Annotated in this window: 15 protein-coding genes and 1 tRNA gene; 9 read left to right on the plus strand and 7 right to left on the minus strand. The window is 69.7% G+C overall.

What is annotated here, in order from left to right:
• Positions 1-156: 156 nt before the first annotated feature.
• The 3 genes from ACFXPL_RS31205 to ACFXPL_RS31215 form a co-directional block, all read right to left on the minus strand.
• A complete protein-coding gene (locus ACFXPL_RS31205) occupies positions 157-939 on the minus strand; it encodes a VOC family protein (protein ID WP_384925984.1) in 783 nt (260 codons plus the stop codon).
• 170 nt (positions 940-1109) lie between these two features.
• Complete coding sequence (locus ACFXPL_RS31210) at positions 1110-1241, minus strand: DUF397 domain-containing protein (protein ID WP_384925916.1); 132 nt, start codon at positions 1239-1241, stop codon at positions 1110-1112.
• Positions 1198-2145 carry a Scr1 family TA system antitoxin-like transcriptional regulator gene (locus ACFXPL_RS31215; protein WP_384925918.1) on the minus strand — a complete coding sequence of 316 codons (948 nt, stop codon included), beginning with the start codon at positions 2143-2145 and terminating at the stop codon, positions 1198-1200. The genes ACFXPL_RS31210 and ACFXPL_RS31215 overlap by 44 nt, the downstream gene beginning before the upstream one ends.
• 900 nt (positions 2146-3045) lie before the next feature.
• On the opposite strand from ACFXPL_RS31215, the gene ACFXPL_RS31220 reads away from it, so the two are divergent.
• Both ACFXPL_RS31220 and ACFXPL_RS31225 read left to right on the plus strand, forming a co-directional pair.
• Positions 3046-3348, plus strand: a complete 303-nt coding sequence (locus tag ACFXPL_RS31220; RefSeq protein ID WP_384925920.1) for a type II toxin-antitoxin system VapB family antitoxin — start codon at positions 3046-3048, stop codon at positions 3346-3348.
• A gap of 129 nt (positions 3349-3477) precedes the next feature.
• A complete protein-coding gene (locus tag ACFXPL_RS31225) occupies positions 3478-4101 on the plus strand; it encodes a LytR C-terminal domain-containing protein (RefSeq protein WP_384925922.1) in 624 nt (207 codons plus the stop codon).
• Between the two features lie 62 nt (positions 4102-4163).
• On the opposite strand, the gene upp is transcribed toward ACFXPL_RS31225, so the two are convergent.
• Positions 4164-4799, minus strand: a complete 636-nt coding sequence (gene upp, locus ACFXPL_RS31230) for a uracil phosphoribosyltransferase (RefSeq protein ID WP_384925924.1) — start codon at positions 4797-4799, stop codon at positions 4164-4166.
• A 159-nt stretch (positions 4800-4958) separates the two neighbouring features.
• Between upp and ACFXPL_RS31235 the strand changes: the two genes are divergently transcribed.
• The 5 genes from ACFXPL_RS31235 (at position 4959) to ACFXPL_RS31255 (ending at position 7010) form a co-directional block, all read left to right on the plus strand.
• The gene (locus ACFXPL_RS31235; RefSeq protein ID WP_384925926.1) at positions 4959-5162 is read left to right on the plus strand and encodes a hypothetical protein; all 204 of its coding nucleotides are present in this window, start codon (positions 4959-4961) and stop codon (positions 5160-5162) included.
• A gap of 314 nt (positions 5163-5476) precedes the next feature.
• Complete coding sequence (locus tag ACFXPL_RS31240; protein ID WP_384925928.1) at positions 5477-6025, plus strand: hypothetical protein; 549 nt, start codon at positions 5477-5479, stop codon at positions 6023-6025.
• Positions 6026-6523, plus strand: coding sequence for a tRNA adenosine(34) deaminase TadA (gene tadA, locus ACFXPL_RS31245; protein ID WP_384925930.1), 498 nt, complete (start codon positions 6026-6028; stop codon positions 6521-6523). It abuts the gene before it with no gap.
• Positions 6524-6579: 56 nt separating this feature from the next.
• Positions 6580-6664, plus strand: a tRNA-Ser gene (locus ACFXPL_RS31250).
• Positions 6665-6713: 49 nt separating this feature from the next.
• The gene (locus tag ACFXPL_RS31255) at positions 6714-7010 is read left to right on the plus strand and encodes a nuclear transport factor 2 family protein (RefSeq protein WP_384925932.1); all 297 of its coding nucleotides are present in this window, start codon (positions 6714-6716) and stop codon (positions 7008-7010) included.
• A gap of 201 nt (positions 7011-7211) precedes the next feature.
• On the opposite strand, the gene ACFXPL_RS31260 is transcribed toward ACFXPL_RS31255, so the two are convergent.
• The 3 genes from ACFXPL_RS31260 to ACFXPL_RS31270 form a co-directional block, all read right to left on the minus strand.
• Positions 7212-8591, minus strand: coding sequence for a DUF6056 family protein (locus tag ACFXPL_RS31260; protein WP_384925934.1), 1380 nt, complete (start codon positions 8589-8591; stop codon positions 7212-7214).
• 172 nt (positions 8592-8763) lie between these two features.
• Positions 8764-10212: a glycosyltransferase gene (locus ACFXPL_RS31265; protein ID WP_384925936.1), complete on the minus strand. Its 1449-nt coding sequence runs from the start codon at positions 10210-10212 to the stop codon at positions 8764-8766.
• A 228-nt stretch (positions 10213-10440) separates the two neighbouring features.
• Positions 10441-12048, minus strand: a complete 1608-nt coding sequence (locus ACFXPL_RS31270; RefSeq protein WP_384925938.1) for a N,N-dimethylformamidase beta subunit family domain-containing protein — start codon at positions 12046-12048, stop codon at positions 10441-10443.
• A 252-nt stretch (positions 12049-12300) separates the two neighbouring features.
• Between ACFXPL_RS31270 and ACFXPL_RS31275 the strand changes: the two genes are divergently transcribed.
• Positions 12301-12927 (plus strand): DNA polymerase ligase N-terminal domain-containing protein, encoded by a 627-nt coding sequence (locus ACFXPL_RS31275; RefSeq protein WP_384925940.1) that lies wholly within the window; start codon positions 12301-12303, stop codon positions 12925-12927.
• Complete coding sequence (gene ligD / locus ACFXPL_RS31280) at positions 12924-13925, plus strand: non-homologous end-joining DNA ligase (RefSeq protein ID WP_384925942.1); 1002 nt, start codon at positions 12924-12926, stop codon at positions 13923-13925. The genes ACFXPL_RS31275 and ligD overlap by 4 nt, the downstream gene beginning before the upstream one ends.
• Position 13926: the final 1 nt, after the last annotated feature.

Consider the following 13926-nt stretch of genomic DNA (forward strand, 5'->3'; position numbering starts at 1 on the left):
GGGCCGCCGGCGGCGCAGCCGGCCGAGACGGCGACGGCCGCGGCCCGCGACAAGGGCCACACACCGGCCTCGTAGGAACTCGTAGGAACTCGTAGCACGGTTGCGGGGCACGCCGTACGGAGGGAAACGGCGTGTCCCACCTCCGTCCGCGCGGCCCTACCCCTCCTGCCGAGGCGCGGGCCTGATGACGGCGAAGCGCGCGCCGAAGGGGTCGGCGAGGTGCGCGATGCGGCCGACGTCGGGCACATCGGCGGCGGGCAGGACGACGGAGCCGCCGTGGTCCCGTACCGCCGACACCAGCGCGTCGGTGTCGTCGACGCCGAAGTACGGCAGCCAGCGCGTCCCCTCCTCGCCCTCGGCCGCGACGACCCCGCCGAACGTGGCGTCCTCCTGGTCGCCCTCACCGGTGGCGAGCACGGTGTACGTCATGCCGGGCACCGGAAGCTCCTGGAAGCGCCAGCCGAAGACGGCCCGATAGAAGGCGAGCGCGCCCGCGGCGTCGGCCGTGTGCAGTTCGGTCCAGCAGAGGGCGCCGCGCTCGGAGGTGATTTCGAGCCCGCGCACGGAGACGGGCTGCCAGACGGCGAAGTCCGCGCCCTGGGGGTCGGTGAAGCACGCCATGCGTCCCGCGTCCATCACGTCCGCCGGGGGGACGCGTACGGTGCCGCCGTGGACGATGACGGAGCGGGCGGTGGAGTCGGCGTCCTGGCTCTTGAAATACACGGACCAGGCGGGGTCGGCGGCGCTGTCGGTGAGAGGCCCGAGGGCAGCGACCGTCCTGCCGTCCTGCTGGAAGAAGCCGTAGCCTCCCGCGTCCGGCCCGGCGGACCGGAAGGTCCAGCCGAAGACGGCGGTGTAGAAGGCGGCCGAGGCGTCGATGTCGGGTCCCGCGACGTCGAGCCAGTTGGGGGAGCCGGTCACGAAGTCGGTGCTGAGCACGTCGTGCACCCTGCCTTTCCTGCGTTCCTTTGTTCCGCACTCCGGAACTCCGGTACTCCGGAACTCCGGTATTCCTGGGGGTGAGGCCAGAGAATACGGCGGAACGGCCCGGAAAGGTGCCGCCGAAACGCCAGGGAGCCAGGTCGGGGCGGAGACCTCACGGATGCCTCTCAAGGGAGGGGTCTCTTGACGCCCGAAAGAAAGGTGTCGAATACACCGGCGCGGAAAACGAGTACGGGACCTTCGACGCTCTTGCTGTCACGAAGAGGGACGGATCCGGGGATACCGAGGCCTATTTCCACGCAGTTTCCGCCGTTGTTGCTGCTGTAACTGCTCTTGACCCACGCCGCCGCCGTCACATCGCGGTTCCTCATGGTGGCCATACCCTTCCATCGCGTCACGGATCAGCGCGGCAGAGTCGGAAGCGGACAACGCATCCGCCCTGAGCACATCATAGGACTGCGCATGACGGGCGGTAACCGCCGGATCGTCACTGAAGTGGCCGCGGTCGAGCGATTCCGAGTACACCCAGAACTGGCCGTCGGGCAGGGTGATGAGCGACATCGACGTACTGGGACGTACGACACCCCGGGAGCTGGCCGGGACGACTTGCACACGAATGTTGGGCAGCTTTCCCACCCGCAGCAGATGTGCGCACTGATTGCGCATGACGGTGTCGCTGAAGACCGCGTTCCGGATACAGCTTTCGTCCAGGACGGCGATGAGAAGCGGCCCTCCGGTCGAAAGGAACCGGTGCTGCCGGCTGAGGCGCGCGCGGACCATCTCCTCCAATTCTTCGCCGGTGGCGACCTGGCCGAAAAGGTCGCGCGCGTAGTCCTCGGTCTGCAACAGTCCGGGCATCACCTGGTTCTGGTACTCCCGCAGGGCGACCGCCTGGGCATCCATCGCGGCGCGGCGCTTGAACCAGTCCGGGTGCTCCACCTCCGGATACCAGTCGATCCTTTCCCAGAGCTTGCGCAGGATCCCGCCGGTCCGCAGCACCACGTCACACGTGTCGGTGAACTTGTCGTCGGGAACGCGCGTCCCCGCCTCCACCCGTGCTACGAACGATCTGTCACATGGGACTCGCTCCGCGAGCCCTGCCTGGGTGAGGCCAATGGAGTCCCGTGAATGCTTCAGCACTTCACCGAATACGGCCGCCGTACCGGCCGTCTTCTCCCCGCCTTCCGCATTGCGCCGCCCCATTGGGCCTTCCTTCCTCAGGTGACAGATCCCGTCTGGCACGCACACGCCGTTGCGCGCACGCCTGGCGCAGAGCAACGCTGGTCACACGCAATGTAGTTGTATCGCCCCGAGGACGACAATGCGCAGTGATTCGAACTCAATCCCTATCCCCACGCCGGAATTGGGCCCTGCCGCGGCGAAGCCGCTCGTGCCTCTCCCGCCCCTTCACGCCTCCGGCACCTCCCCCGGCGTCCCGGCCGCCCCCACGGCCCGCACCGCCCCTCTCTGACCGTTCGGACCGTTCGGGCCCCTTCACGTTCGGGCCGCTTTACGAAATACCGTTTCTTCGGAAACGGTACGAACTCCGTCGAGGAAAGGGGACCCTCTTGCCCAGGGCGACCGTGTTGCTGTCGAAAATGGATTGCTGGTACTGCGAGGCCTGCTGGAGAAACAGCGTCGAGGCGGTACGCACCACACCGGACGGCACACGAGATCTTCTCTGCCTCGAATGCGCGCAGGGGAACTATCCGAGACGGGTCGACCTGTTTCCGCCGCTGGGAATCTACGGGCTCATGCCACGCCGGGTGAGAGTGAAAGTGCCGGCGCGTGACGGCAGACACGGCCGCCCGGGCCGCCCGCCCCTCTCCCCGCACCCGGGCCCGCACCTTCCGCCCCACCCGCACCGCCAGTCCCCGCCGGGCACACCGCCGGTCTAGGACTCGACGGCGGACGCCACTGTCCGGATCTCCACGACAGGTCTCCACGGTGGGCCTCCACGGCGAGGCGGACCCGGCGCGCCCGGGAAGCGGGCCGGAGGGACCGATTCCGCTCTGGCTTCGCTCCCCCTTTGGCGTTGAATGCGACCTTTGCGCTCCTGCGCCATGGCTGCGCCCGGAGCCGCTTGCCCGGTAGGCTTTCCGTGTGATCTTCAAGCGCATCGGTAACGGAAAGCCGTATCCCGACCACGGCCGGGAAAGCACCCGGCAGTGGGCGGACGTCGCGCCGCGCCCGGTCCGCCTCGATCAGCTCGTGACGACGAAGGGTCAGCTCGACCTGGAGACGCTGCTCGCCGAGGACTCCACCTTCTACGGGGACCTGTTCGCGCATGTCGTGAAGTGGCAGGGCGACCTCTACCTGGAGGACGGTCTGCACCGCGCCGTACGCGCCGCGCTCCAGCAGCGTCAGGTGCTGCACGCGCGCGTGCTGGAGCTGGACATGGGCTGACAGGGGGCCGAGTGCCGTACCCCCTGGCGCGGCCCGCGCTGAGCCTTTCGGGCCCTTTCCCGCCCCTTGATCGCCCAAACGGTTGATCATTTAGTAGGAAACGCTCACGGCGCGCACTACGCTGCGCCCATGAGCATGCTCACTCCCCCCGGCATGGGCGGAAAGTACCGCATCACGGGGTCCAAGTACCCACGTATGCGCCGCCCCCGTCACCGCCGCAGGATCGTGCTCGCGGCCGTCGCCGCCGTCGTCGCCCTCGGCCTGGCCGGCTGGGGAACACTCCAGCTCATCGACGTCTTCTCCGGTGACAGCACGAAGAACACGACCGCCGGCGAGCGGAACAGACCCGACTGCGAGCCGTCCCCCTCCCCCACCGCGCCCGCGCACGCGCTCCCCAAGCCGGGCGAGATCACGGTCAACGTCTACAACGCGACCCCGCAGGACGGACTCGCCAAGACCACCGCCGACGAGCTGAGGAAACGCGGCTTCGCCATCGGCAAGGTGGGCAACGCCCCGGAGACGTACGACAAGAAGGTCCCGGGCGCCGGGATACTCCTCGGCGCGACGAGCGCCTCGGACAGTGCGCTCACCGTCCTCGGGACCCAGCTCAGGGGCGCCACGCCGAAGGCCGACACCCGTACGACGAAGGACGTCGACCTGATCATCGGCTCGGCCTTCAAGGCCCTGGACGTCCAGAAGGACGCGGACCTGGCGCTGGCCACGCTGAGCGCCCCGGCGGCCCCGTCCTGCTGACCCCGTGATCGTGCCCTCCCCCGGGGGAGGGCACGACCCGGACACCATCCTGTGGAACGGTCCTAGTCGACGGTGCCGTACATCCGGTCGCCCGCGTCGCCCAGACCGGGAACGATGTAGCCGTTCTCGTTGAGCCGCTCGTCGACCGCCGCCGTCACCACCGTCACCGGCGTGCCCGCCAGCTCGCGCTCCATCACTTCGACGCCCTCGGGCGCCGCGAGCAGCACCACCGCGGTCACATCGTCGGCGCCGCGCTTGATCAGCTCCCGGATCGCCGCGACGAGCGTGCCGCCGGTCGCGAGCATCGGGTCCAGCACGTACACCTGACGGCCGGAGAGGTCCTCGGGCATCCGGGTCGCGTACGTGGACGCCTGGAGCGTCTGCTCGTCGCGGATCATCCCGAGGAAGCCCACCTCCGCGGTCGGGAGCAGCCGCACCATGCCGTCCAGCATGCCGAGACCGGCCCGGAGGATCGGCACGACCAGCGGACGCGGGTACGAGAGCTTCACCCCCGTCGTCCGCGTCACCGGGGTCTCGATGTCGACCTGTTCGGTCCGTACGTCCCTGGTGGCCTCGTACGCGAGCAGGGTGACCAGCTCGTCGGCGAGCCGCCGGAAGGTCGGTGAGTCGGTGCGCCGGTCGCGCAGGGTGGTGAGTTTGTGCGCGACCAGAGGGTGGTCGACGACGTGAATCCGCATGGCGTCCACAGTAACCGGGGGCCAAGGCGTTACGCGCTGCCAGGAACGTACGGAATGCCGGGAACGGGCGGGAACCGGCAGGAACCGGCTGGCATCAACCCCCGGGAGCGCGGGAAGGTAGAAGGGCCCAGGACACGGCCTTGAGGCGGTGAGGCATCGATGAGTTCCGAGTCACCCCCGGATCGGGAGCCCGAGGGCACGGGCGACGGCGAGAGCGAGACCGAGGCGGCCCGCCGCCGGCGCCGTGCGCAGTTCCTGCGGGAGCTGAACGAGGCCAAGGCTCTGCGCGAGCGGGTGAAACCCCGGCAGGCGCGCGCGGCACGGATGCGCCAGCAGATGCGGATGCGCACGTTCCGCTGGTAGCCGCACCGGCACCCCGGTAGCCCGCGGCACCCCGGTCGGCCGCACCGGCACCCCGGCGGCCGCGCGGAGCCACGCCCGGCCCTCCGGGAGCCACGCCCGGCCACGACACCGGATCCCGACGGCCCCCGGGCAGCCCCTGAGCCCGGAGGAAGCCATCCCGCGAACGGGTCCGAACAGGGGCCCAATAAAATGGCGCCACGACGCAACGGCGGAAGACCTCTCGCGAAGCGCCGGTTTCTGCCACGATTCCGAGTAGGCGGCGCCGAGCAGCGCACCGCCGGACCGTCACACCTCTGACCAGTGGGAGAGTCACGGTGTACTTCGCCGCACTGCTCGCGCGCACCGAAGACGGGTGGGAAGCGAGCGATACAGAGCTCGACGACGTGGAGACCTTGTCGGACCTCACCGACCTGGCCCGCGAAGCCTCGGTGGACGAGGACACGGTGCTCGTCTTCATCGAGCAGGAGGACGCCTGGTTCGGCATCCTCCGCGTGGAGGGCGAGGAAGATCCTCGTATCTACGTCTCCGACGCGGCCGCGGCCGCACGCTCCTCGTACGGGGAGATCCTCATGGACGAACTGCTCGGCAGGGACGACGACGACCCGGCCGACGACCTCGACACGCTGGACCTCGACGGTACGGAGGACGGCGAACCGGACGAGTACGAAGGAACCGATACCGATACCGACACCGACCCCTCCGCCAAGGCCGCGGACACCGTGCCCACGGGCGCCGTCGGCGACCGCGAGATCCTGACCGACCTGGGCCTCTCCGAGGCCGATCTGCTGGCGCTGGACACCGACGCGATGGCCGAGATCGCGGAGGCCCTGGGCGCCGCCGAGGTACTGGAGACCGTGCGCTAGATGCTGTCCCCGCACGATCCGCACCAGCACGATCAGCCCGACCCGGTACGCGCACCGTGGCCGGCGCCCATGCGCCTCGCGCTGGACGAGGCCGTACGGGCGGGCAGGTCCGGTGACGTACCGGTCGGCGCCGTCGTGCTGTCCCCGGACGGCACGACGCTGGCCACGGCCCACAACGAACGTGAGGCGACGGGCGACCCGACGGCCCACGCGGAGATCCTGGCGATCCGCAGGGCCGCCGGACAGCTCGGCGCGTGGCGTCTGACGGGCTGCACGCTGGTGGTGACGCTGGAACCCTGCACGATGTGCGCGGGCGCCATCGTCCAGTCGCGGCTGGACCGGGTGGTGTTCGGCGCGCTCGACGAGAAGGCGGGCGCGGCCGGCTCCCTCTGGGACGTCGTACGCGACCGCCGCCTGAACCACCGCCCGGAAGTGATCCACGGCGTACTCGCCGAGGAGTGCGCCACGCTCCTGACCACCTTCTTCCGTACCCGCTGACCCCCGACCGCCTATCGATTTCAAAGCACGGCCCACTGTGGGCTAAGCTCTCTCTCGGTAGCGTGTCCGAGCGGCCGAAGGAGCTCGCCTCGAAAGCGAGTGTGGGGAAACTCACCGAGGGTTCAAATCCCTCCGCTACCGCTCTCACACCCTTCTGAACTGCGGAAACGTGGTCAGGAGGGTGTTTTGCGTGCGGACGCGTCCGCCGCACCGTCCTTCGGAGGGGTTCATCGGTAACGAGCAGGTGCTCGCCAACTGGACCGCGATCTTCAGCCGCCTCCCCGACATACGGGGCCGGGTGCTGCACCGTGCCACCGCGGGCCCGGAATTCTGGGCGGAGTTCGAGTATGTGGGTACCGGACCGGACGGCGCGACCGCTGTGCTGGCCGGGCCCGCCATCATGTGGGCCCAGGACGGACTGATCTCCCGGTCACGGTTCCACCTGGCTCCGGTCACGGCTCCGGAGCCCGCGCCGACGGCGGGCTGATCGACGGCGCGGGTGTCCGTGTCCGAACACGGCAACCCCGCGACGATGCCCCGGGCTGCGGCATCGCCTACCCGAACCTGATCCGGCACGTGCTGCTGTCCGCGTTCACCGAACCGGCCTGTTCCGGGTCAAGGCCCATGGCGAACCGGCAGACAGCCCCGAAGGCTCCGGTCGAACGCATCAACAGATGACTTGGGTCTGTCAGGGCAGACGGCTCGACGGGGTGATTTTCCTCAGGTGGTAGTAGTCGGCGACGCAGCGGGCCGGCCAGTTCTTTTTCCCGTGGTGGGCAAATGGTTCTCCCATGCCGCTGACCGACAGGGACTTGTAGGGAAGCACCCGTGCCCCGCTCGCCGACCGGGTGCGCAGCCACTGGTCCTGGCGGTCCCAGTCCCGCGCCCGTGCGCTCATGCTCTCCCCGAGGTGGGCGAGGGGTAGAGCGAGCCCGAGGCAACAGGCGGCGCATACGGCCGCGCTGGTCACCTTCGCCGCGCCGACAGGCCGGGCACGCCGGCGCAGTACGCGTCCCAGGAGGGCGCCGGCGCCGACGAGCAGAACGATGTACAGGAAGCGGTAGTCGTTCCACATCCGCGAGACCGTCGCCACCCGTGAGCCGAAGACGGGATACGCGACGACGGTGCAGAGGTAGCCGGAGACGAAGAAGGCGAAAGCGCCTGTAGCGGCGAGGAGCGCCCGGTGGGTCAGTACCACCGTCGTCGGCCGCGTCCCGCTGTTCCGGACCAGGAGGCCCAGCAGGATCCCCGTCGCCACCGCTCCGAGGTACTGCCATGTCGTGAGGAGGGTGATCAGGATGTGTGCGAAGGCCCGTAGTGAGCCGATCAGCGTCTCGGGTTCGAACATGAACGCGGTCCGAGCGCCGTACCGCTCACGCCGGATGTGTGAGCCCGGAGAGGTGAACAGCACGAGTGTTCCGATCCCGATGCCGGCGATGCCCGCCAGGCACCAGAACCGCGCGTAGGCGCGCCGGCGTTCGGCGAACATCCAGCGGCTGAGCACAAGGACACAGAGGAGAACGACGAGGCTGACCAGCGACGTCTCTTCGGACAGCGTGCCCATGAAGCATCCGGCCACGCCCACGGTGACCAGCGCGGTCGTCCTCCCCGCGCGTGTCCGCGCCAGCAGCAGTGGTACGACCGCGACGCATGCCAGCACCGGAGCCACGGTGTGCGACACGGATGAGGCGGGCCAGTAGAACGTCTTATAGATGTTGGGCGTCGCGAAGAGGAAGACGACCGTCACCATGGACGCCACGAACAACGGGACTCCGCGCGGCGCTCTCAGACCCGCCTTGCCCAGCGCCAGGGCGGTCACCGCCCAGAGGGCCCCCAGAATGAGAAGGGCGCTGAACACACCGAACCATTGGTGCCCCGCGACCCCGAACCTCGCGTACACCCCGACCAGCAGGGCATTCGCGATCCGTCCGTTGTCCTGGAAATAGAACTTCCCGATCAGCCCGGTCATGCCGTCGTCACGCGTGACAGGCAGGAAGCACCAGTCGTCCCCGCTGGGCCGGACATGCCGCCCGATCCACGCGGCCGCCCCGAGAAGGCCGAGAGGCACCAGGGAGAGCGTCACCGTCCAGAAGGCCGGCCACGGTGGTCCGGCTCGCTTCTCATCGTCACCGCGGCCGGGCCGTGTTCCTTCGCCCGCCGGCTCCGGAGAGCCCGCCCCCGACGAGTTGACAGTCATACGCGCCTCCGCCTTTCGCCTCCGCCAGGCCTTTCCGCCGAGGTCAGTCCCGCTGTCGGACGGTGTCGGGTTCATCCGCCGGGAGCCCGGGAGGGTTCGCGCTCGTCGGCGCGTACGGCGACGACGCGACGGCGCCTGAGGTGATGGCCCACCGGGCAAGCAGGAAGGAGAGCGGCGTGACGAGGACTCCGGCCCCCAGCGCGGCGACATTCTTGTTCACGCCGAGGACGCTGACCGCGAGGTAGAGAAGGCCTCCGGCTGCCACCAGGCCGGACAGGCTCGACAGCGGGTACCGGACAAAGGCCCGCCAGGTCGGCTTCGTCCGGCACGTGATGTACGAGTTGAGGAGGAACGATCCGACCACACTGACCGTGTAGCCCAGGACATGGGCTGTCAGGTACGGAATCCACCTGTTCAGGGAAGCGTAGACGGCGAGGTAGACGGCCGTGTTGACGAGTCCGATCACCGCGAAAACGGCGAACTGGCGGACGCTCCGGGGCCTGTCCCGGCCGATCGCGCTGGAACTGGGCACGCTCGCGGGAAGGCCCGCGGGGAGGCCGGCGTGGGTTTCGCTCGTTGCGCGCACTACGTAGTGAGGGCGGTTTTTCGCTTCGTGGTAGGTGCGCCCCACGTATTCGCCGATGACACCGAGAGTGATCAGCTGGATTCCGCTGAGCGCCACCATGGCGGTGAGCAAGGAGGTGTATCCGGGGACGTCGGCGCCATGCAGTGCCGCACGCAGAACAACCCACAGCGCGTAGGCCACCGCGGCCAGAAAGAGCGAAAGGCCGGCATAGATGGCCAGGCGCAGTGGGCGGCTGTTGAAGGAGATCACTCCGTCGATTCCGTAGTTGAGCAGATTCCTGCCGCCCCACTTCGACTTCCCCGCCGCGCGCGGGATGTTCTCGTAGGTGAAGCTCACGGTCGCGAAGCCGATCCAGGAGAATATTCCCTTGGAGAATCGGTTGCTCTCGGGCAGTGCCAGTACGCTGTCCACCGCCCGGCGTGACAGCAGTCTGAAGTCGCCCGCCCCGTCGACGACAGCGACATCCATGCAGTGCCCCATCGCCCGGTAGTAGGCCGCGCTGACAGCGGCGCGCAGGACACCTTCGCCCCTGCGGTCGCGCCGTGCGACCACCTGGTCGTATCCGCGTCGTCGCAACTCCAGCATTCTGGGGAGGAGTTCCGGCGGGTGCTGGAGGTCGGCGTCCATGAGGACCACCACATCCCCCCGGGTCATGCGCAGTCCGGCGAGCATGGCCGCCTCCTTGCCGAAGTTCCGGCTGAAGGAGGTGTAGCGCACCCGCCGGTCAGCCTCGGCGAGCGCGGTCAACCGCATCGGCGTGCCGTCACTGCTGCCGTCATCGACATAACAAATTTCAAAGGATTGCCGAGTCGGCACAAGTACGGCGATCAATGCCGCATGAAAAGCTTCAAGCACGTCGGACTCGTTGAAACACGGCACGACCACTGAAATCTGGCACGCTTTCATTTCAGATCCCGAATCATTTTCTCGGCAGGGTGTGACTTCAAGCGCGAAATCTGCATACCGATTTCCATGACCTTCGCCCGGGTCGCCCGGCGGGTACGCACTCCTCTCAGTCATTATTCGTCGCACCCGGTCCGTTCGGCGATCCGAAGCGCGTTCGGCTGCGCCGTTGGGATGAGGCTGCCGGGACGGTGGAACCGCGCGCCGCGCTGTGTCCGTGTGCGGAGGTGGCTACGGACCGGTTCCGTCCGAGGTGTGTCCGTAGACGCTCCGCACGTTGTCGTGCGCCGTCGGCGTGCTTTTCGTGGCAGGGCCGGCCGCGAAGGCGCGGAGTACGTTCTCGGTCGTACGGGTGACGAAGGCTCCGGTGCGCGCGTCCATGCCGTGGTCGCGGCCGTTCTCCCTCGTTCCGGCCATGAGGGCCTCGACCCATCGCATCGTCCCCGAGGCGAAGACGCCCGCGCCGCTCGGCACGGTGTAGTACGCGGAGTCGGAATAGCTGCTCCGGCCCTTGCAGACCAGCGGGGAGTGGGCGACGATCTCGATCGGCCTCGGCGTGGGCGCCCCCGGCATGACACGGTCGTACTCCGTCCCCACGAGGTGGTCGAAGGAGTCCCCCTTCCTCACCCCTGTCCCCGCGAAGATCCAGTGGTCCGCGCCATGGACGAGGTACGGGGCGTCCGTCGGATAGCCCTCGTACAGAACACCGGTCATGGCGGATTCCGGCTGGGCGGCGGGCGGCGATCTGAAGTCGTCGGTCGGCATGGAGGGGTGGTCCGCGAGGTACGGATCGTGCCGGTAGTCGGTTTTGTAGCAGACCACCGTGCGGACGGCACCGGGGCCCGTCGGCTCCAGCCTGACCCGGCGGAAGCAGCTGTTGGCGCCCAGAAACGCCAGGTTGGTCCCCGCGTCGCGCGCCCGGGTGACGTACCGCCGCTGCTCCGGGGTCCAGTACTCGTCGTGGCCGAGCGCGACGGCGGTGGTGGCGTCCCGCAGCACCGACGGGGCGAGGTGGATGTCCACACCCGTGGTGTACGCCAGGGGAATGCGCAGTCGCTCCGCGAGAACCACCGCGGCCCGCTCGTAGACCAGGAACTTCTCGGCGCCGTTCTTGTCGTACGGCCGGTCGAAGGAGACGGCGAGCGAGCGGTTCCCGTACGTTCCGTCCTTGCCCTCGTAGAGGCTGTAGCCGCCCCACCGGTTGTACGCCTGCCAGGTCGCGACGGCGTGCATCAGGAGGGTCGCGCCCGAGGCGCTCGCGGAGCGGACGATCACCGGCACGTACCGCTGGTGGCCGCTCTCCGCGTCCAGCCGCAGCAGATACGCGCCCTCCGGCCAGCCGTCGGTGCGGACCACCGCCGTACGTTCCCAGTCGGCCTGTACGGTCCGGGTGCCGCTTTCCAGGCGCGGCGGGTGCTGGCGCCGGCCCGCCACCCGGCCGGATCTCCAGACGAGCCGGGCCTCAGCACCGCCGTACCAGCCGACCCGGTACGCCGAGACACGGAAGCCGGGCGCGGTGGTCGAGACGTGCAGCCCGAACGCCTCTCCCGGCAGAACGCTCACCTTGTCGGCGTAACCCTCGATCGCGTCGGGAGGACCCACGGACCGGATACGCCAGTCCGGGCTCCCGGGGCGGCGCCTCTCCTCGGCGGCCGACCGCTCGGTCTCGGTGCGGCCGGGCGCGGCGCCGGGACTCACGTCCGTCGTGGAGTCACAGCCGGTCACCCCGCCTGCGGTGAGAGAGACGGCCCCTGCCGCCGCCACCCCGAGGAACCGCCTCCGGTCGAAGTCGCCCGGGGCAGCGCCGCTCCGGTCCCGGCCCGCCACGTCGTCATCCATCGAGTCCGTCCCGTGCTGCCCGCCGTGCTGTCAGGACGATCCTGATGCGGCGCCCTATGCCGGGCGACCGCACGAGGGCCAATCGCGGCCACGGGGCACACGCTCGTCGAAACCGCCTCCGCCCCGGGTGCCGGTGAGTCGCTGGCGGTTTCCCGTGCCCGCCCACCCGGTACGCCACGCACATGCGGGGCGTGCGCCGGGGCACGACAGTGGGAGAGGGGGCCGGCGGCCGTTCCGTGGGAGGCGGGAGACGTGAGCGACGACCTCAGCGGGAAACTGACCACGTACCGGGGCAGGCGTCACTTCGACCGTACGCGTGAACCGCGCGGCGAGGGCGTGGAGGACGGGCGGGAGCCGGTCTTCGTGGTGCAGATCCATGACGCCACCTCGACGCACTTCGACTTCCGGCTGGAGGTCGACGGGGTCCTCAAGTCCTGGTCCGTCCCGAAGGGCCCCTCCGCCGACGCGCACGACAAGAGGCTCGCGGTGCCCACCGAGGACCATCCGCTGGAGTACCGCGCCTTCGAGGGCGTCATCGCCGGTGGCGAGTACGGGGCGGGGACCGTGATCGTCTGGGACGAGGGTACGTACGTACCCCTGGCGGGCAGCACCGACGACAAGGGCCGCACGTTCGCCGAGGCGCTGGAGCACGGCCACGCGACCTTCCGCCTCGACGGGTCCAAACTGCACGGCGCCTACGCGCTCACCCGTTTCCGCGAGGGCGAGGAGTCCGGCGGGCGCGCGTCCTGGCTGCTGGTCAAGAAGAAGGACGACCGTGCCGACGGCAGGCCCGCCCCCGACCCGCGGCGGGCCCGGTCGGTACGCAGCGGCCGGACCCTGCGGCAGGTCGCCGAGGAGGATCGGGAGGGCGCCGGATGAACGAACTGCTCCGGGCCCTGCCCGAGGCCCAGCAGCGGCTGCTGGCCGTCGCGCCGGGCGCGGTCGAGTCGGCGGCCGATCCGATGCTCGCCGTCCTCAGCGACCGGCGCGACTTCGGCTCCGACTGGCTCTTCGAGCGCAAGCTCGACGGGATGCGGGCGCTGGCCACCCGGGACGCGGACCGGGTACGCCTGCTCTCCCGCACCGGCCGTGCCGTGCGCGGGAGTTTCCCGGAGATCGCCGAGGCGCTCGCCACGCAACCGGGCGACGGGTTCACCGTGGACGGCGAGATCGTCGCCTTCGCCCACGGCCGGACCGACTTCGCCCGCCTCCAGCAGCGCATGCAGCTCACCGACCCGCGCCGGGTACGGGCCAGTGAGGTGGCCGTCACCTACTACGTCTTCGACCTGCTCCGGCTGGACGGGATCGACCTGACCCGGCTTCCGCTGCGCACCCGTAAGTCCCTGCTGCGGCGCGCGCTCGACTTCCGGCCGCCCGTGCGCTTCACCCCGCACCGCAACGAGGGCGGGCGGCAACGGCTCGACGAGGCCTGCGCGCACGGCTGGGAAGGACTCATCGCCAAACGCGCCGACAGCCGCTACCTGCGCCGCCGCTCCCCGGACTGGCTCAAGCTCAAGTGCGCGAGCGGCCAGGAACTGGTGATCGGCGGCTTCACGGAACCGGCCGGCGCGCGCACCGGGTTCGGCGCGCTGCTCGTCGGCCACTACGACCACGGGCGCCTCGCCTACGCGGGCAAGGTCGGCACCGGCTTCGACCGCACGACCCTGGTCCGGCTCCGCGCCGGGCTCGACGCGCTGGAGGTCGCCGCCTCCCCCTTCGGCGCACCCGTACGGGAGCCGGGCGTCCACTGGGTCGAGCCCGTCCTCGTGGCGGAGATCGGCTTCACCGAATGGACCCGCGACGGACTGCTGCGCCACCCCCGCTTCCTGGGGCTCCGGCAGGACAAGGCCGCCGCGGATGTCGTACGGGAAGGGTGAG

Origin of the sequence: Streptomyces sp. NPDC059092 (assembly GCF_042756365.1) — a bacterium.
Lineage (GTDB): Bacteria > Actinomycetota > Actinomycetes > Streptomycetales > Streptomycetaceae > Streptomyces.